Annotated in this window: 16 protein-coding genes and 1 riboswitch; of the genes, 8 read left to right on the forward strand and 8 right to left on the reverse strand. The window is 61.0% G+C overall.

Going from position 1 to position 18,762, the window contains the following annotated elements:
* Positions 1–238: 238 nt before the first annotated feature.
* Positions 239–1,459 carry a sodium:calcium antiporter gene (locus tag G7Y51_RS10150; protein ID WP_165177125.1) on the reverse strand — a complete coding sequence of 407 codons (1,221 nt, stop codon included), beginning with the start codon at positions 1,457–1,459 and terminating at the stop codon, positions 239–241.
* Positions 1,460–2,452: 993 nt separating this feature from the next.
* Between G7Y51_RS10150 and G7Y51_RS10160 the strand changes: the two genes are divergently transcribed.
* The 3 genes from G7Y51_RS10160 to G7Y51_RS10170 are packed head-to-tail and all read left to right on the forward strand — an operon-like array spanning position 2,453 to position 4,640.
* Entirely contained in the window at positions 2,453–3,556 is a 1,104-nt protein-coding gene (locus G7Y51_RS10160; RefSeq protein ID WP_165177129.1) for a zinc-ribbon domain-containing protein, read from the forward strand.
* An 11-nt stretch (positions 3,557–3,567) separates the two neighbouring features.
* The gene (locus tag G7Y51_RS10165; RefSeq protein ID WP_165177131.1) at positions 3,568–3,912 is read left to right on the forward strand and encodes a hypothetical protein; all 345 of its coding nucleotides are present in this window, start codon (positions 3,568–3,570) and stop codon (positions 3,910–3,912) included.
* Positions 3,909–4,640, forward strand: coding sequence for a hypothetical protein (locus tag G7Y51_RS10170; protein WP_165177133.1), 732 nt, complete (start codon positions 3,909–3,911; stop codon positions 4,638–4,640). Before G7Y51_RS10165 ends, G7Y51_RS10170 begins: the two co-directional genes overlap by 4 nt.
* Positions 4,641–4,671: 31 nt before the next feature.
* Here the strand turns inward: G7Y51_RS10170 and G7Y51_RS10175 are convergent, their stop codons facing one another.
* Together G7Y51_RS10175 and G7Y51_RS10180 are read right to left on the reverse strand one after the other, a co-directional pair.
* Positions 4,672–5,301, reverse strand: coding sequence for a sugar O-acetyltransferase (locus G7Y51_RS10175; RefSeq protein ID WP_165177135.1), 630 nt, complete (start codon positions 5,299–5,301; stop codon positions 4,672–4,674).
* Between the two features lie 107 nt (positions 5,302–5,408).
* On the reverse strand, positions 5,409–6,839 hold the full coding sequence (locus tag G7Y51_RS10180; RefSeq protein ID WP_165177137.1) for a sodium:proton antiporter: 1,431 nt from the start codon (positions 6,837–6,839) through the stop codon (positions 5,409–5,411).
* 210 nt (positions 6,840–7,049) lie between these two features.
* Here G7Y51_RS10180 and G7Y51_RS10185 point away from each other — a divergent pair, with 210 nt between their 5' ends.
* Positions 7,050–7,640 carry an RNA methyltransferase gene (locus G7Y51_RS10185; protein WP_165177139.1) on the forward strand — a complete coding sequence of 197 codons (591 nt, stop codon included), beginning with the start codon at positions 7,050–7,052 and terminating at the stop codon, positions 7,638–7,640.
* A gap of 96 nt (positions 7,641–7,736) precedes the next feature.
* Here the strand turns inward: G7Y51_RS10185 and G7Y51_RS10190 are convergent, their stop codons facing one another.
* Positions 7,737–8,354, reverse strand: coding sequence for a hypothetical protein (locus tag G7Y51_RS10190; protein ID WP_241160213.1), 618 nt, complete (start codon positions 8,352–8,354; stop codon positions 7,737–7,739).
* Positions 8,355–8,606: 252 nt separating this feature from the next.
* Here G7Y51_RS10190 and uvrA point away from each other — a divergent pair, with 252 nt between their 5' ends.
* Positions 8,607–11,582 (forward strand): excinuclease ABC subunit UvrA, encoded by a 2,976-nt coding sequence (gene uvrA, locus G7Y51_RS10195; protein WP_165177142.1) that lies wholly within the window; start codon positions 8,607–8,609, stop codon positions 11,580–11,582.
* A 157-nt stretch (positions 11,583–11,739) separates the two neighbouring features.
* Here uvrA and G7Y51_RS13775 read toward each other — a convergent pair whose 3' ends face one another.
* Positions 11,740–11,913 (reverse strand): hypothetical protein, encoded by a 174-nt coding sequence (locus G7Y51_RS13775; protein ID WP_241160211.1) that lies wholly within the window; start codon positions 11,911–11,913, stop codon positions 11,740–11,742.
* Positions 11,914–12,060: 147 nt separating this feature from the next.
* A complete protein-coding gene (locus G7Y51_RS10205) occupies positions 12,061–12,573 on the reverse strand; it encodes a transcriptional repressor (protein ID WP_165177144.1) in 513 nt (170 codons plus the stop codon).
* A 465-nt stretch (positions 12,574–13,038) separates the two neighbouring features.
* Between G7Y51_RS10205 and G7Y51_RS10210 the strand changes: the two genes are divergently transcribed.
* Complete coding sequence (locus tag G7Y51_RS10210) at positions 13,039–13,956, forward strand: EamA family transporter (RefSeq protein WP_241160212.1); 918 nt, start codon at positions 13,039–13,041, stop codon at positions 13,954–13,956.
* Positions 13,957–14,406: 450 nt separating this feature from the next.
* Here G7Y51_RS10210 and thiC read toward each other — a convergent pair whose 3' ends face one another.
* Positions 14,407–15,687 carry a phosphomethylpyrimidine synthase ThiC gene (gene thiC / locus G7Y51_RS10215; RefSeq protein ID WP_165177146.1) on the reverse strand — a complete coding sequence of 427 codons (1,281 nt, stop codon included), beginning with the start codon at positions 15,685–15,687 and terminating at the stop codon, positions 14,407–14,409.
* Between the two features lie 58 nt (positions 15,688–15,745).
* A riboswitch (TPP riboswitch) is annotated at positions 15,746–15,870 on the reverse strand.
* Between the two features lie 161 nt (positions 15,871–16,031).
* Between thiC and G7Y51_RS10220 the strand changes: the two genes are divergently transcribed.
* Both G7Y51_RS10220 and G7Y51_RS10225 read left to right on the forward strand, forming a co-directional pair.
* Positions 16,032–17,396: a potassium transporter TrkG gene (locus G7Y51_RS10220; protein ID WP_165177148.1), complete on the forward strand. Its 1,365-nt coding sequence runs from the start codon at positions 16,032–16,034 to the stop codon at positions 17,394–17,396.
* A 261-nt stretch (positions 17,397–17,657) separates the two neighbouring features.
* Complete coding sequence (locus G7Y51_RS10225; RefSeq protein WP_165177150.1) at positions 17,658–18,317, forward strand: TrkA family potassium uptake protein; 660 nt, start codon at positions 17,658–17,660, stop codon at positions 18,315–18,317.
* 48 nt (positions 18,318–18,365) lie between these two features.
* Here G7Y51_RS10225 and G7Y51_RS10230 read toward each other — a convergent pair.
* Positions 18,366–18,762 (reverse strand): transposase (locus tag G7Y51_RS10230; protein WP_165174933.1); only part of this gene is annotated, 397 nt, incomplete at its 5' end.

Genomic DNA, 18,762 nt, shown 5'->3' on the forward strand with positions numbered 1-18,762 from the left:
GAAGCAGAGTTTTCCAGGCGGTTTTTTTAACGCAGATTACCTTTGAGAGTATACACTCTCCAAGTGGTAGAGCGTGTTGCTAATGAAATTAGCTGAACGCTCTGGCAGGGAGAAACCATGCCTGCCGCGCGCCTCAGTCGGTGGCGGCCATGCCGCCCACGGCTGAGGCTGGAGTGCGTTTCTTTCACAAGCGGCTTGTTTTCCCTGAAAGGAACAACGCCTCAAGATGAAGACAGCCCTAGACCTTAAAGCCCAGGCGCAACAGCCAGACCTTGCGCCAGTTTTTGAGCAAAAGCACCACGGCCAGGGCCAGATAGACCTGAGCGAAAAAATAGTGCAGGCGCAAGGGATCATGGGGCAGGCCCAGCATGGCCTCCAACTGCACGTCGTAGAAAGGCGAGAAGAGCTGGGCCGCGAAAAGAAGCAACAGCCAGAACGCTTCCCGTATGGAGAGGCGCAGATCCAGCAAGAGGGCCACGGCAAAGATCGACTGCCCGGCTGTCAATAATATTTCCTGAAACTGATGTGTGTCAAGGTTTATGGAAGGAGAAAGGCCGCCGGAGGAAACGGCATAGACGCCAGGTATCATGCCCACCAGCAATGTCCACTGGTTAAGCTTGGACGAGAGCAGACTGCCCAGCGCCAGCCCGGCGTTGCCACGCAGAGCGAACATCACGGCCACCACGAATTCAGGCGCTTCAGAGGCGATGGGCGCAAGCCACTGCACGAGCAAAAACTCGTTGACGCCCAACAGCTTGCCGCTGGCCACCAGGCTTTCGCTGAACGGCTCGGCATTGAAGAGGATCACCACGGCCGCAAAAAGAAAAATGCCGATCACAGTCCGCAGGCGAGTGCGCCTGGGCAGCCTGGCCAGCACCGCGGCCGGACCTTCGGGGGCTTCCTCTTCCACCGGACGGCGGGCGATGATCCAGATGTACCAGGCGTAGATGGCCAGAAAGATCAGGCCATCCACCCAGGTAAGCGAGCCCTTGAGCGGAATCAGCAGAGCATAGATTGTGGCCATGCCCAGAAAAAGCACATCCGTGCGTTTGTCGTCGTGCAACTGCACGGCCGCGTGGTAGCGCCCGGCAAAAATCAGCACGATGGCCGTCCAGCCCACGCCGATCAGCAGCCGGTTGGCGCCGGTCATATTGGCAATGGCGTAGTGGGAATAGGCGCTTTCCGGGTGCTGGCCCGCCATCCAGGTAAAATACATGTCCACGGCGTATTCCGGCAACACGGCAATAAAGGCCACCACGGCCACGGCCACGGCCTGCGGGATGTCGAGCTGGGCCACTTCGCAAGCCCAGGTCAGCAGGAAGGAAGCCCCCAGAATGGCCAGCCCCGAGAGCAGCGCCACCAGCAGCGGCGACATGTCCGGGTGCATGAAATGCAGGCCCAGACCCGGCAGGGTGATCAGCGCGGCCAGGAGATATGGGCGCAGGGCGCGGAGGTTCATAGCGTCTCCTTGAAATAAAATGCGGTTTTCGCGCTGGATGCGCGTTCTGTTGAGCCCTTTGCAGAGTCGCATTTTCCCCTTGGGTGAAAAAGGATCTGAAAGGCGGGGCTTTTTCCGGGCTCCACGCCCCGGCGTGCGGCCCGTTGTCTGCCGGGGAGAGTATTCTCACCGGCGACATGATCAAAAAAAAAAAGACCTTGGCACAGAATGCCAAGGTCTCACTGATCGGCACGGCCGACGGCGACACCAGACCCTCAGGGTCAAGCTGTTGATGCCGCCCGGGTTTCGGGAACCCAGTTACTCCCCTTGTGAAGGGCACGTTATCCGCAGGCCGCCGAAGTGTCAAGGCGAACACGCGGCCGTAAGGAACGGGTTGGCGCAGAGCGCGGAAGCCGCATGGCGGGCTTGCCAGCGGGCCTGCCTGCGGCTAATATAATCAGAGAAATCAGGCCGGATCGCGGGTGCAACGGGTACGCCGTGAGCTTGTGGAAGAAAAGGGCAGGCCCTTGCCGGCCTGACGCGAGGCCGGGGAGCCCGGCACGGATGAAGCCGTGCTGTTTTTTGCCGCGGGCTTGCCGTTTTTTTTGCGGCCAGGCCCGGTTCCGGCGCTGAAGGCGCAACCGGGTTCCGCGTCCGTCGCGGTCAAAAGCCGGACGCGGCGGGAGCGTCCCTGAGAAAGGCCGGACCGGAGCCGGATACTAGAGCATTTTTTGATTGAAAATATTCATTTTCAATCACTTCGCCGCCATCATTTCGCGTCCAGGCTTCAGCCGTTGCGACGAAGGAAGCTACGGATGAAGACAGCAACTGGTTACTGCGACAGTCAGCCAACGCAACCGCTGTCGCTATCCGTAAGCAAGCAAAGCTTGCTAACGGCTACCGCAACGCGGTCTGGACGCTCATTCGGCGCGGGCGCCAGCTAACGCTGTCGTCGTAGAGCGTTTAGCTAATTTCATTAGCAAAACGCTCTACGGCGACATGAGGAGACATATTGTGAAAATCGTTTGCCCCCAGTGCGGTTTCAGCCGGGAACTGTCCCCTGATCGCCTGCCTTCGCGCTCGGTCATCGTCACCTGTCCCCACTGCGGCTGCCGTTTTCGTTTCTCGTCCGACAAGGGCCTGCTGGAGACGCTTTCGCCCGTCGCGTCAAAACCTGAAGCGGAAGTTCCGGGCGCGGGCCGCGCGGCCCCGGCAACGCAGGGCGCAACGGAACATGATGATCCCCTGCCGCCCGGCGCCATTGTGCCGGGGCGCGACATGAATGCCGCGGCCGCGCCGTTGCGCCCGGAGGGGATTGCGGCGGACGCCGGGCAGCCTGAACGCGACGAGCAGACCGGGGACAACATCCGGGGCAGCAACGCGGCCGCGGCTGATGCGGAGGCAGAGGACATCCGCCTTGAGGCCAGCCGCGCCTATGCCCGCGAGGCTGCCCGGTTGCGCGGCGGGGCAGGCCCTGAGCCGCGGGACGCGGCGGAAGACATCCCCTGGGATGCGGCTCCGGAAAAGGACGGCTGGCTTGTCTCCTTTTACCAGACGATCATGCGGGTTATGTTCGACGCGCCGCGCTTTTTCAGCAGGCTCAATCCCGGCGCGCATGTGCTGCGCTCTCTGGCTTTTTATCTGATCGTGGCTGTGATTCAGATTGTGGGCGTGCGGATCTGGGGCGGCATGTTGCAGACGCTCATGGCTCCCAGCGCGGCCACGGATCCGCAACTGGGCAAAATACTCGCCATGCTGGCTCCGCAGACCAATCTGGCCATAACCCTGCTGTACAGCACTGCTGAACTCACCTTGCGCATCTATATTTTCAGCGCCATCATCCATCTGAGCTGTCGCCTGATCGCGCCGCAGCGAAGCAGTTTTGCCCTGATCTTTCAGGTGCTGGCCTATGCTTCGGCCCCCGGCCTGCTCTATGTCGTTCCCCTGCTCGGCCCGGTGGCGGGCATGATCTGGAATGTGGCCTGCGTGGTGGTGGGCTTGCGCGCCGCCCTGCATCTCAGCTGGCCGCAAACGCTGATGGGCCTTGCGCCTCTTGCCTTGCTGCTCTTGCTGATCGGGCCGTTGTTCCTGCAGTTGATGGCCGCGGCACAGATCTGAGGGCAGAGGGCATGGCCCGTCTCTGGCAGCGGCTTCGCTCTCTCTGGCACGAATTTCGCAAACGTCGGGAATATGGCGCGGTGATCCGGCCCGATCAGATCCGCGCTCAGGCCGAGGAACTGGGGCATCTGGCGGAACTGGCTCGCCGAAGCGTGCCCCTGGCCGCGTCTGAACTCCGCCATTTGTCGCGCCTGGCCGAAGAGATGCGCCATCTTGCGGAGATGACCCGCACTGCCTCGTTTTGCCGGGTGCCTGCGGACAGACGTTTTGCCCTGCATGTGAGCCTGCGCGACGCGCAGGAAAAATTGCTCGCCTCTGTTCAGAAGGCGCGCCTAGCTTCGGAGAAGCCGCAATGAACCTTCGTGCCGCGTTGCGCGGATTCCATCTGCCGCTGAGCCTGTTCCTGAGCCTGGCCGCAGGCTGCGCCACCACCCCGGACGACAGCCGCACATCCATTTCCCTGGCCGGGGATTTCAGCACGCCCATCCAGATTCAGATCGACAATTTTGTGCGCCGCCAACCCCCGGCCATTTATGTGGCCCCGCGCCAACGCGCGGATCACCGCCCGCGCGCCCTTTTCGTGCCTCTGCGCAGCAGGCAGCAGATCACCAACGCCGTGACCTTTGGCGAGATGCTCTCGCGCCAGATCTGGCACATCTGGCTTTCTCTCAATGCCTTTGAAGCCCTGGAGTACGCGGCGGACGCGGGGCCCTTCGAGCCGCAGCGCGCCCTGGCCCTGGCGCGGCGGCAGGGCGCGGAGCTTCTGGTGGGCGGCTATATCAATCATTACATGGATGGCGGCAGCGGCGGGGAGAGTTCCCTTTCTCTGGCCATTGAAATTTACGATGTGAAATCCGGCGTGCTGTTGTGGTCCATGGCCCAGGGCGGCCTGATGGAAGCGCGCCAGGTGCATGATTTTTATCTTTTCTCGATCAAGGAGCGCAACCCGGCAGATCCTTCCGGCCTTATTGCGCGCACTCTGGCCTGGGATATGGGCCGCGAAGTGCTCTTCTGGGTCAATCCCGCAGCCCGCAGAAGCAACAGTTCCGGCCTGAGTTCGGTGCTGGGCGCGAAGGCATTTTAGAGCGTTTTGCTCATGAAATGAGCTAAACGCTCTACTCCGCTCCAAAGGGGCGCTCATAATCATCCACGTCAAAGCGCTCCTGCCTGAACCAGCAATGCCGCTCAGCCTCGCTGATCCGGCGCAGCGCCCGGCAGGGATTGCCCACGGCCAGCATATTGTCCTCTATGTCTTTGGTCACCACGCTCCCCGAACCGATCACCACGTTGTTTCCCACATGCACGCCGGGGTTGATCACTGTATTGCCCCCGATCCAGACATTGTCGCCAATACTGACGCCCACGCCATACTCATAGCCCGAATTCCGGGGCGTCGGGTGCAGCGGATGTCCGGCCGTGTAAATGGCCACATTGGGCGCGATCATGGCGTAGTTGCCGATCCTGACCCTGGCCACGTCCAGCACGGTGAAATTGTAATTGGCAAAGAAGTTTTCGCCGACTTCAATATTATAGCCGTAATCACAGTAAAACGGGCCTTCAATGCGCAGATGCCTGCCGCATGCTCCGAGAATTTGGCGGATCAGGGCGTCCCGTTCCTCTTCCCGCTCCGGCGGCAGGCTGTTATAGCGGAAAATTTTCTGCCGGTTGGCAAGACGCTCTTCCGCGAGGCCGTCCAGCCAGGCTTTGTACGGCAGCCCGGCAAGCATTCTTTCCTTATGATTCATGGGTGGTGATTTTCTCCTGAGCGCATCAGCCCTGCCGCGGGCACACTGAAGAGCGGCGGCCATCCGGCCGCCGCTCTTCAGTGTGCCCGTACCACTCAGAGACAGATCTAGATGAAGAATATCCAGGTCAGCAGCGCAAACAACGGGATCAGGATGCCCACGGACCACAGCATGTAACCGAAAAAGCTGGGCATCTTCACGCCCTGGTTTTCCGCTATGGAGCGCACCATGAAGTTGGGCGCGTTGCCGATGTAGGTATTGGCGCCCATGAACACCGCGCCCGCGGAGATGGCTACCAGGGTGGTGGCCATATCGGTCATCAGGTGCGCCGCGTCGCCGCCCGCGGTGTTAAAGAACACCAGGTAGGTGGGCGCGTTGTCCAGGAAGCTGGAAAGCGCGCCGGTGAGCCAGAAGTACATGGCGTTGACCGGCTGGCCGTCCGGCGTGGAAACCATCTGGATCAGGGAGGCCAGAGCGCCTTCCGTGCCGGCGCGTAAAATGGCGATGGCCGGAATCATGCTCAGGAAAATGCCGAAGAAAAGTTTGGCCACTTCCTCAATGGGAGCCCAAGAGAAACCGTTGAGCTCGCGGCAGCGCTTGCTGGTGAACTTCCAGGAAAGACCGGCCAGACAGAGCAGGACAATGTCCCGCAACAGGTTCTGGCCTTCCACGGGCACGCCGTAGACTTCGATCCAGGCGCCCAGCGGCAGCATGCCGGAGGCCAGAACCGCCAGCACCACGCCCAGGAGAAAGAGCAGGTTGATCTTGCCGTCCAGGCCGAGTTTTTCTTCCACGGCCTTGGGATCATGCGGCGCCGCGGGACGGCCTTCCTTGTTGAAAAGCACTGTGTCCAGGAGGAAGAAAATGGCCAGCAGCGCCACGGAAAGAAGCAGGGTTTTCACGAAAAGATGCGCGGTGGTCCAGAAAAAGCTGACGCCCTTGAGAAAGCCCAGGAAAAGCGGCGGATCGCCCAGCGGCGTCAGCGAGCCGCCGATGTTGGCCACCAGAAAGATGAAAAACACGACGGAATGCACGCGGTATCTGCGATGGGCGTTGGCGCGCAGCAGCGGCCGGATCAGCAGCATGGCCGCGCCTGTGGTGCCCATCCAGCTGGCCAGGATGGTGCCCACGGCCAGAATGCCCGTATTCACCAGCGGCGTGCCCACCAGCGAGCCTTTCAGGCGCACCCCTCCGGCCACCGTGAAAAGCGCGAAGAGCAGGACGATGAAGGGGATGTAATCCAGCAGAATAATGTGCAGAAACTCGTATAATGCCACCGGAAAGCCGAAAACCAGCAAACAGGGCACCAGAAACGCCAGCCCCCAGAACACGGCGATCTTGCCGAAATGATGTTCCCAGAAGTGCGGCAGCGCCAGGGGCATGATGGCAATGGAAAGCAGCATGCAGGCAAAAGGAATCACCCAGACGGCTGAAAGCTGCGCGCCGGGGATGGTGGGATGGCCCTCGGCGGCCAGAGCCGCGCAAGGCAGGATCAACAGCGCAAAAAGGGCGGAAAGCATGGTGCGGAGTTTTGACATGACGCGCTCCTGAAAAAAAGTACGATCGCACTATTCACTGGTAAAGAGAAGATTTTTTCGTTTTTTAGGCTAAATTCCACGCGTTTGCAATGCGCTTGCCTGAAAAAGTTTTTTCTGACACATCAGCGGAACAGGCGGCGTGAAGATCATTTTGCCCGGAAGTGTCGCTGCTCTGTTTCAACCCCTGCAACCCAATAAGGACCGGAAAACATGTCCAAGGAGCCCACGCCCCGGCGCAGGGAACGCCTGCTTGAAGTCCTGCGCCGCCGTCAGGACGATCTGACCCTGGTGCTGGCCAATATTCACGATCCGCACAATGTTTCGGCCATTTACCGTTCCTGCGACGCTTTCGGCGTCAGCCGGGTGCATCTGTATTACACGGACACGCCTTTTCCGACGCTGGGGCGCAAGAGCTCGGCTTCGGCCCGCAAGTGGGTGGAAAGCGTCCGCCACAAAAACAGCGCGGAGCTGATGGCCGCTTTGCGCGGCGCGGGCATGCAGGTGCTGGCCACCTCCTGCACGCCTGCCGCCAGACCGCTGCGCGACTGGGACTTCACCCGACCCACGGCCGTGATTATGGGCAACGAGCACAGCGGCGTGGAGCCGGAATTGCTTTCCCTGGCCGACGGCGCTTTATACATCCCCATGCGCGGCATGATTCAAAGCTTCAACGTCTCGGTTGCCGCGGCGATCATTCTGGCCGAAGCCGCGCGCCAGCGCGAGGCCGCGGGCATGTACGCCGCGAGCCGCCTGAGCGAGGCCCAACTGGAATTGAAACTGGAGGAGTGGCTGAAGAAATAGCCCCGTTCACGCCCGGCCGCCGCCACGGCGCGCCGCAGCGCGGCTTGCCACGCTTCCTGCTCCTTGCGCTTTCCAGGCGGCAGGCTGGCGTCCGCTTCATTCCTTATGCGGGAAAACGCGCTTTTCAAAGGCCTTGCCGTTCCACTGAAAGCTCACGTCATTGGCCAGGGGCACATGCGCCATGCCGGAGCTGTTCCAGAACACGGGCTGGGCCTTGAGCCCCCCCTGGCCCAGGCAGATCAGCACCGTGGGATTGACGTCCTGCGGCAGCTTTTGCCCCTGGCCCAGAAATTCGCTGATATCCGGTTCCGGGGGAGTATCAATGGGCACCATGCGCGCGGAGCTGTCCACCCGCCACAATTCCATGGTGCAGATCGGGCTGCCCAGGGTGCCCACAGCCGCTTCCACCGAGCCGTCGGCGCTGTTGCGGAAAAGGCGCAGGGCCACGGCGCTGTCCCGGAAGGGCAGGGCCGCGAAAACGATCACGTCCTCGGTTTCTCCGGCGATTTCCCAGAATTCCGTATGGCCTTCAGCCAGCAATTGCTGCTTTTCCGATTCGGAAAGACCTTCTGCGGTATTTTCAAAAATACTGACCGGCAGCAGGGTGAAAAGGCCCCTGGCCGTCATGCCGTTGTCTTCGGCTTGCGCCCGCGCGGCAGCAAGCAGCGGGATCAGCATGAACAGAAAAGCGGCGATCCGCAGGCAATGAAGCATACTCACCTTCCTCTCCGGCAACGGCCGGTCACAGCGGCAGCCATTAGAGCCGGGAGCGCGGCTGCCAATCCGTAAAAATTTTTATACCGCTTTGGGCAGGCTTTGTCCAGACGCCCTGCTGTTGCGGCCAGGGCTGATGCATCTTCTGCGGCAGCCCCAAGGCAAGACGCTGCTGAAAATCCCGCGGCTGTGGCCGCGGCCGGCATCACCCTGGGCTTGCCAAGAGCTTCAGGGCTGCTTACATACAGCCCCATGAAAACGGACAACAAGCCCTGCATCCATATTGAAAAGGCCCGTCAGCACAATCTCAAAAACATCAGCCTGGACATCCCCCGCGACGAACTGGTGGTGATCTGCGGGCCTTCCGGATCGGGAAAATCCACCCTGGCTTTTGACATCGTGTATGCCGAGGGCCAGCGCCGGTATGTGGAATCCCTTTCGGCCTATGCCCGTCAGTTTCTGCCCCAGATGGACAAGCCGGATGTGGAAAAGATCGAGGGCCTTTCCCCGGCCATTTCCCTGGAACAGCAGAGCGTTTCGCGTAACCCGCGATCCACCGTGGGCACGGTCACGGAAATTCACGACTTTCTGCGCGTCTTTTTCGCGCGCCTGGGCCGGATGTACTGCCCCCGGTGCGGCCGCCCCATTGAGGCGCGGGCCGCGGATGAGATCATCGGCGACATCCTGGCTCTGCCGCAGGGGACCAGATTCATGGTCCTGGCGCCGCTGGTGGAATTGCAGAAGGGCACGCATCTGGACAAGTTCAAGAAGCTCAAGGCCGAGGGTTTTGCACGGGTGCGCGTGGACGGCGTTTTTTACACCCTGGACGACGTGCCCGCCCTGGACAAAAACAAAAAGCACAGTATTGAGCTGGTGGTGGATCGCCTGGTGAGCAAGGAGGGCATCCGGGGGCGGCTGGCCGATTCCGTGGAGCTGGCCTTGCGCTACGGCGAGGGCCGCCTGATTCTGCATGAGCCGGGCAAGGCCGGGGCCGGATCGGAGGCAGGCGGCGACAGCATACATTCCACGACCTCGGTCTGTCCGCATTGTCATATTTCGTTGCCCGCGCCCAGCCCGCAGCTGTTTTCCTTCAACGGCCCGCAAGGGGCCTGCCCGCGCTGCGTGGGTCTGGGCAGCGTGGATTATTTCGAGCCGCGCCTGATTGCGCCCAACCGCGGCCTTTCCCTGAACAGCGGCGCGCTGCTGCCCTGGGCCACGCCCCGGATGTTCAGCCGTTACGAGGCCGCGCTCAAAGCCCTGGGCAAGCGTTTCAAATTCACGCTCTCAACGCCCCTGCGGGACTTCTCGGACGCGGCCCTTGCGGCGCTCTTTTACGGCGAGGACGAGCACGGCAAGCCCGCTGCCGGTTCCCTGGGCCTGCGCCGCAACTGGATGGGCGGCAATGTGGCTCTGGGCGCGGGCGGGGATTATCAGAGCGAGCATTTCACGCAGGCCCGGCTGGCCCAGAGCGCGCTGAGCGTGAGCGCCGCGCGCTGGCCCGGCGTCATCCCCCTGCTGGAAAAAGGCATGCAGTACGGCGAGGCCTGGCGGGAAGTGCTGGCCCGCTTCCGGCAGTCCATGGACTGCCCGGATTGCAAGGGCGCGCGCCTCAAGACCGAAGCCCTGGCCGTGCGCGTGGACGATCTGAATATCGCGCAGTTCTGCGGGCTTTCCGTGGAACGGGCTCTGGAATGGCTCCGGAAGCGCGCCTTTACGGGACGCCACGCCCTGATCGCCGAGCCGCTGCTCAAGGAGCTGACCTTTCGCCTTTCCTTCATGCGCAACGTGGGGCTGGAATATCTTTCCCTGGGCCGCTCCATGAGCACGCTTTCCGGCGGCGAGGCCCAGCGCATCCGTCTGGCCTCGCAACTGGGATCGGGTCTGGTGGGCGTGACCTATGTGCTGGACGAGCCGTCCATCGGCCTGCACCCGCGTGACAACGAGCGTTTGCTGGGCACCCTGCGCTCCCTGCAGACGCGCGGCAACACCGTGCTGGTGGTGGAGCACGACGAGGCTACCATCTGCGCGGCGGACACGGTCATTGAGCTGGGGCCCGGCTCCGGCTCGCAAGGCGGGGAGCTTATGTTCCAGGGCCCGGTGGACGAGCTCCTGAACAAGGCCGACACGCTCACGGCCCGGTATTTGCGCGGGGACGAATCCACTCCCCTGCCTGACGCCCGGCGCGAGGGTCAGGGCGAAATCCTGCTGCGCAACGTGACCACCAACAATCTGCGCGGCATTGACTGCCGTATCCCCCTCGGCGTGCTGACCTGCGTGACCGGCGTGTCCGGATCGGGCAAAAGCTCGCTGGTGGTGGACACGCTCTACAAACATCTGGCCCTCAACCTGGGCCTGCGCGTGGATCAGCCGGGCAGCATCGGCGGCCTGAGCTACGAACAGGGCGGCGCGCCCATTGAGCGCATCGTGGCCATTGACCAGACGCCCATCGGCCGCACGCCGCGTTCCAATCCGGCCACCTATACCAAAATATTCGATGAAATCCGCAACATTTTTGCCATGACGCCGGACGCGCGCAAACGCGGCTACAAGCCCGGGCGCTTCAGCTTCAACGTGCGCGGCGGCCGCTGCGAGGCCTGCGGCGGCGACGGGCAGATCCGCGTGGAAATGCATTTTCTGCCTGATGTTTATGTGACCTGCGACATCTGCAAGGGCAAACGCTACAATCACGAAACCCTGGAAGTGCGCTACAAAGGCCTGAATATCGCTGAAGTGCTGGATCTCACCGTGCATCAGGCCCGCCAGCTCTTTGAGAACTATCCCTCCCTGGAGCGCCGGCTGGCCGTGCTGGAGGAAGTGGGCCTGGAATACCTGCGCCTGGGCCAGCCCGCCACCACGCTTTCCGGCGGCGAGGCCCAGCGGATCAAGATCTCGCGCGAGCTGGGCAAGCGTTCCCTGCCCGGCACCATGTATATTCTGGACGAACCCACCACCGGTCTGCACATGCATGAGGTGGGCAAACTGATTAAGGTGCTGCATGCCCTGGTGGACAAGGGGGCGAGCGTGGTGGTCATTGAGCACAATACGGACATGATCCTGGCCTCGGATTATGTGCTGGACATGGGGCCCGGCGGCGGCGAAAACGGCGGCCTGATTGTTTCGGCGGGCACGCCCGAGGCGCTGGTGGCCGATCCCCGGTCCGTGACCGGGCGTTTTCTGATGCAGGAGCGCACAGATCGGCTCAAACGGCGCAAAAAACAAGCCGCTTGAGCCTGGCCCCAAGGGCTTGCGGGCGTGGGAGCTGTCGCCCGCAAGGACGTACGGAGAGCGACAGCAGCGCTCTCCACAGCAACGACAGGCGCAGACGAAATTTCCTTGCGCCGTCAAGCGCCGGAGCGAGCATTTCAAAAGCAAAAAGCTCCAGGGATCAGGGCAACTTGCGTTCCGGGCAGCCGCGTGCGCGGCAGCTTTTCTTGCCGTTGCCGCTGCCCTCGCAGCCGCAGGAACAGTGCCCCTTGCGCAGGCAACGATAAAAGCGCCGGCCCATGAAAAAGAGCGCCCCTGCGATGCAGAGAAGCACGAGAATCAGCTGTATGTCCATGCTTGCTTTCTCCTTTGCGGATTTTTTGATCCCGTTGCGCTTTCATAGTGCGCTTTATGAAAATGAAAGTCAACTTCATATCGGACATACACAAAAAAGGGCCGGCCAGGCCTGCGACATGCGTAAAAGGCAGGCGGCGCTCAAAAATCAGTCGGCGGCATCGCCGGATTCTGCCGGTTCGGCGCCTGAAGCCGTTTTTTTGCGCGGTTTTGCGGCTTGCGCGCGGCAGTGGGCGCACAGGCCGTAGAGATTATGCACATGCCCGCACAGGTTGAAACCGTGTTTTTCCGCCATCTCGCGCTGCAACTTTTCGATGCGGGGATCGTATATTTCCACGATTGTGCCGCAGTGCAGACAGACAAGGTGGTCATGGTGGCTGTCCGGCCGGGCCACTTCATAGCGGGTGATGCCGTCGCTGAAGTGAATTTCCATGCCCAGCCCCGCTTCGCAGAGCAGTTTGAGCGTCCGGTAGACGGTTGTCTGGCCGATGCCGGGATCGCGTTGCAGAATATGCTGGTAAAACTCTTCCAGCGAGTGATGCCCCGGCAACTCAAAAAATGCCTCGGCAATGACGCGGCGCTGCGAAGTGGTGTTCAAGCCCTTGCGGCTCATGAATTCCAGAAAGTCCGCCAGAGTCGCAGTGTTTTGTGTAGACGCCATACCTGTATCCAACCCCTGATTTCTCTCCGGAGCAGATCAATTTTGAACCGCACAGCGTTTCAAAGTTTCGTTCTGCCGAAAAAACGCGGTTATTGTTGCTGTCGCGCCGGCCTGGCGTCCGGCGGCCAGTATCCTGTAACTCTCTACGTTACAGGTACTAGCATGTCTCGCGCACTTCTGCCAAGGGGCTTTGCCAGAGCATTTTCTCTTTGAAAATGCTCTGCTGCCGCGCACAGCGCTTGACAGATGATCCGGCCCCGGATAGAGGGCTGAAGGTCTTTGCCCCTATGCGCCGTTGACCGCCGAAAACAGTGCAGCGGCGGGCTTTCCCCCTGCGCGTCGCGCCCGCTCGTTTGCGGCAACATGCCGCGGCAACGCTGCTCTTGGCGGCTGCGCGTTCCTGCGGGGCGGCGGGAAAGACCGCGCGTGCCGGGCGCGGCAAAAGTACAAGGCTCCAAGGAGTGCATGGTGCGCTTTTCCCCCCTGACGCTGAAAATTATGCTCAACCTGTTTCTGGTCTATGTGTCCTGGGGCTCCACCTATATCGGCTTCAAGTACACGCTGGAAGTGCTCGGACCGTTTCTGGCCTGCGGCGCGCGCATGGTTCTGGCCGGAGTCCTGCTCTGCGCGGCCATTGCCTGCGCGGGCCGCTGGCAGCGCCCGGAGCGCGCCGACTGTCTGCACGCGCTCTGGCTGGGCTTGTTTATGGTGCTGATGGCCAGCGGCTTTCTGGCCAAGGGGCAGGAGAGCGTGACTTCCGGCGTGGCCGCGGTGGTCACCGGCTCCACGCCCATTTCCATGCTGGTGGCCGCCTGGCTGTTCGGGGGCGAGCAACGCCCCTCGGCGATGCAGTGGCTGGGCCTTGCGGGCGGTCTGTGCGGTCTGATCCTGCTGGGCAAAAGCCACGGCGTGAGCGTCGGGCCCGATCAGTCCAGTGCGGGCGGCATCCTCTGGGTCTTTGGGGCCACCCTGGGCTGGGTGGCGGGTTCCCTGCTGACGCGGCGCTTTCCCTTGCGCACCCGGCTGGGCCCCCTGCAATCCTGCGGGCTGCTGCTCTGCGCCGGCGGCCTGGAATGTCTGCTTACAGGCTTTGTCGGCGGCGAAGCGGCCATGACCCGCTGGGAAAACCTGCGCCCGGAGGTATTCCTGGCTTTCCTCTGGATGAGCCTGGGCGGCTCGATCATTGCCTATTCCTGCTACTTCTGGCTGCTGACGCACGCCTCCATTGCCACGGCCGTATCCTATGAGTATGTGGTGCCGGTTATCGGCATTTTTCTGGGCTGGTGGCTGGGCAACGAACAGGTGAGCGGCCGGATGATCCTGGCCTGCTGCCTGACTGTGGGGTCGGTCTTTTTCGTGCTCTGGCACAAGCACAACAAATAGAGGCAGCCGGGCAGGTCTGTTTTATCAAATAATATATTTAAATTATATATTATTACATTTTAGAGCAGATTACCTTTGACTTTCATAAAAAGTCAAAGGTAATCTGTAAAATGCGCGTGCCCTCTTTTTCGTCGCGAAGCAAAGGCTGCGGAAAAGAGGGCACGCATATTCCCGGCGAGCATATTTCGCTCACAGCAAAGCTTTTTCCGCAGCCAGAGGCTGCCTCCGGTCGCTTCGGCAGAACGAAACCTTGCAACGCACAGCGTTTCAAAAGCACTATGTTCTAGAGCGGTTTGATAATGAAATTATCCAAACCGCTCTGGCGACAGCGTTAGCTGGCGCCCGCGCCGAATGAGCCTGAAAACCACGCTTTTCAGGCGCTTGTCCCGCTTGCGGGGAAATGATGGCAGCGCCGCTTTTGAAATTGAATAATTTCAAAAGCAAAATGCTCTAGTGCCCGCGTAGCATCTTCACCGAGCAGAATTTGCCGCACATGGCGCAGACTTCCTCGCTCTTGTGCTCCTCCCGGCGCTTGGCAAGCTGGGCCGGATCCAGGGCGGCTTTGGCCATGCCGTCCCAATCCAGAGCCTTGCGGGCGGCGTTCATGGCGGCCTCGCGCGCCACGGCCCGCGGCCTGCCCAGCGCCACTTCGCCCACCTGGGCGGCCACGCGCGAGGCCATCACCCCGGCGCGCACGTCGGCCTCGTCAGGCAGGGTCAAATGCTCGGCCGGGGTCAGGTAGCAGAGAAAATCCACCCCGGCCTCCACGCCCAACGCGCCGCCGATGGCCCCGGCAATGTGATCGTAGCCGGGCGCGCTGTCACAGCACAAGGGCCCCAGCACATAGAGCGGGGCATTGCCGGTCAGGCGTTTGATGCCCTGGATCTGGCTGCGCACCTGGTTGAGCGGCACATGGCCGGGCCCCTCGATCATGCATTGCACGCCGCGCGAAAGAGCGTGTCTGGCCAGTTGCCCCAGATTGATCACTTCCTCCCACTGGGCCGCGTCGCCCGCATCCGCGCCCGCGCCCGGCCGCAGCCCGTCGCCCAGGGACAGCGTCACGTTGTAGGGCAGGCAGAGATCCAACAGGCGATCGAAATATTCCAGCAAGGGATTTTCGCGGTCGTTCTCCAGCATCCAGCGGGCCAGCATGGAGCCGCCCCGCGAAACAATGCCCAGAACGCGATTGTCTTTTACGGCCATTGCAGCGCCGCGACGGGACAGGCCGCAGTGCACGGTGATGAAATCCACGCCCTGGCGGGCCTGCTTTTCAATTTCCGCGAAAAGATCATCGGGCTTCATGCTGCTGATGTCGCGCCCGGCGTCCAGGATCTGCTGGCCCACGGCGTACATGGGCACTGTGCCCAGGGGAGCCGGACAGGCTTTGAGCATGCCCAGGCGGATGGCGTCCAGATCCCCGGCAATGGAAAGATCCATCACCGTGTCCGCTCCGGCTTCCAGGGCGGCCGCGATTTTGCGTTCCTCGGTGGAAGGGCAGTTGCAGAGCGGCGAGGTGCCGATGTTGGCATTGACTTTGACGCGGGCGGGCTGGCCCACCAGCACGGGCTTGAGGCCCGCGTGCGCGGGATTGCCCAGAAAGACCATAGTGCCTGCCTCCAGGGCGTCCCTGATGCGTTCCGGGGCAAGTTCCTCCTCCTGGGCCAGGGCGGACAGATGCCGGTCAAGCAGGCCGCGCAGAGCGGTGTTTTGTGCACAGAGCGATGCTGACATGAATGCCTCGCGAGGTTGCGACGCAGGGCGCGAAAAAAAGCCACAAGCTGCGGGAAAAGCGTTGTGGCCGCGGCTTCCCTCCGGCAGTGCGAACTGCGTCAGGTTCAAGGGTCTGGGGTTCATTCCCACTCTCAGCCGCAAGGGCGCTTGCAAAGCGCGTCAACGGCTCCCCTAGCTCACAACAAGCATACCGTGGCCGCGCAAAGCTGTAAAGGAGTTTTGCGCGCGCGTCCTGGCGGCACGGATCCATAACAAGCCCTGATCCGGCAAGGTCGCGGCGCGCCGGGCCCGGTTTTCGGCAGCCGCGTCTTGCAATCCCTCAAGGCCTGGAATACAGAGCTGCAATGCAGCGCAACCGTTTGTTCAGCCCCTTGACCTGGCCCGTATTTTCCTTTCTGGGAGCCATTGCCGCGGGCGCGGTTTTGCTCTGCCTGCCCGTGAGCCACCAGGCAGGCCAAACGCTGCGCGTGGCGGACGCCTGCTTTCTTGCCACCTCCGCCGTCTGCGTCACCGGCCTCAGCCCGGTGGACATCACTGCGGTTTTGAGCCCCTTCGGCCTGTGGGTGCTGCTTTTGCTGATCCAGCTGGGCGGCCTGGGCGTCATGACCTATACCAGCATCATCTTTCTGCTCTGGCGTCATCATGTGCCTTTTACCAGCCGGGAGGCCGTGAGCCAGGCGCTGCTGGGCGGGGATTTCAATCTCAGAGCCTTTTTGCGGCAGATCGTGGCGCTGGTGTTCGGCATTGAGGCCACCACGGCCGTGCTGCTTTTTCTGCACGATCCGGTGTTTTTCCACCCTTTCAGCGCGGCCTTTCACGCCGTGTCCGCCTTCTGCAACGCGGGCTTTGCCCTGAGCCCGGGCAATCTCATGGCCTTCAGGGATGACGTGGTGGTCAATCTGGTGATCGCGGGCAGCATCATTCTGGGCGGCATCGGCTTTGGCGTGCTGCGGGAGTTTCTGGGCATTGCCAGCGGCGGACGGCTTGGCGCGCCGGTGCGCCGTTTGAGCCGGTTCAGCCGCCTGGTGGTCAAAACGACCTTCTTTCTGCTGCTTATGGGCACAGTGCTGATTTTCGGCATTGAATTTTATCGGGCGGGCAACGAGCAAAGCGTGGGCGACGGCCTGGATCTTTTGCTCGTCTCCTTTTTCCACGCCGTGTCGGCGCGCACAGCGGGCTTCACTACCGTGGACATGCTTTCCCTGAGCGAGGCCAGCCTGATGGTGCTCATGGTGCTGATGTTCGTGGGCGCGGGCCCCGGATCCTGCGCGGGCGGCATCAAGGTGGTGACCTTCCGGGTGCTGGCGGGCTATGTGGCCGCGCAGTTCCGGGGCGACACGCAGATCGTGCTTGAAAAACGCGGCGTGCCCAGGGAAAACGTGACCCGCGCCCTGACCCTCTTTTTTCTTTATTCCATGCTGATCGCGGTTTCCGCCTTTCTGCTGAGCATTACGGAAAACGGCATTTTGCACCGCACGGGCCAGGAAGGCATTTCGCTGTTGCAGATTCTTTTTGAAGAGGTTTCAGCCCTGGGCACTGTGGGGCTCTCCGTGAATCTGACCCCGGATTTGAGTCTGGAAGGAAAATGTATTATTATTTTCAGCATGTTCGCCGGTCGCGTGGGCTTGCTGAGCCTGCTCATGGCCGTGCAGAGCCTGCAGTCCAGAAAAGCGTATACGGTTGCCGAGGCGCAACTGCCCATTGGGTAGAGCGTCGCGTCCGTAGAGCATTTTCATTTTGAAAATGCTCTGCTGACGCGAAAGCGGCAGCCGCCGCAACGCGGCGTACATTCAGGCGAAAACCGCGTTTTTCGCCTGAATGCCACCTTTGACTTTCATAAAAAGTCAAAGGTAATCTGTTCCAGATCCTATCCGGGCTTGCGGCGTGCCGTTCCCATGCCGTCCGCGCCTCCCGTAACAGCCCGCTGGCGCCCAGAAAAAATTCACATGCTTCAGAGCGAAGGAGGCGGCATGCCTGAAAAAAAACTGGAAATCGGGGTCATCGGCCTCGGCAAGTTCGGCCTGCGCATGGCCACTACCCTGGTTTCCCTCGGGCATACCGTGGTGGGCATTGATATGTCCGAAACCCGCGTGCAGTTGGCCGAGGAAGCCCTGGACACGGTATACAAGGCCGATGCCACCAATATCAGCGTGCTGCGCTCCCTGCATGTGCAGGATCTGAACTGGGTGGTGATCAGCGTGGGGCAGGGCGTGGAGCAGTCCTTGAGCATCACGTTGAACGTCCAGGAACTGCGCGGGCCCAAAATTTTGGTCAAGGCCTCCAATGAGGAGCACCGCAAGATTTTGCAGCGCCTGCGCGTGGATCGCGCGCTGGTGCCGGAAATGGAAGCCGCGGTCATGGCCGCGCACCAGCTCGCCTGTCCCGGTATGCTGGATCTGATCCCCAAATACGGCGGCATTGCCATCCGGGAACTGCGCGTGGACCAGTGGGACGGCAAAACCCTGGTGGAACTCAATCTGATGCAGCGCTTCGGCGTCATGGTCATGGGCATCCGCCCGGTGGGCGAGCCTTCCTTTGTCTTTGTGCCCCCGGCGCGCACGGTGCTGCACAAGGGGGATACCCTGGTGGTGGCGGGCCGGGCCGACAATATGGTCGATCTGGAACCCTAGGGCCTGTCAGCTGATTTCATGAGCTAAACGCTCTAGAATATTTTGCTTTTAACTTTTTACATATCCACAGGATTTAAACCATCCTTCAGCGTCTTTTTGTGTGATACAACTTAATGCTTTTCCAATGGATTTATACAGTTCATCACATGTTTTTGCTTTCATACCCCGAAGTAATTGTTTCACTTTGCTCCACATCTTTTCAATGGGATTTAAATCCGGGCTGTATTCTGGAAGGAAAATATACTTGCAGCCTTTTTCCGTTATTAAGTTTCGGGCTGTTTTTGATTTATGGACATTCAAATTATCCATTATAACAACATCGTTAGCTTTAAGCGTTGGAAGAAGAAATTTTTCAATATAAGCATTGTACATTTTTCCATCCAGTGCCCCATCAAAAACAACACTGCAAGTTTCTCCCGTTACCCGGATTGCTGAAAGTATGCTT

Origin of the sequence: Desulfovibrio sp. ZJ369, from assembly GCF_011039085.1 — a bacterium.
GTDB lineage: Bacteria > Desulfobacterota > Desulfovibrionia > Desulfovibrionales > Desulfovibrionaceae > Desulfovibrio.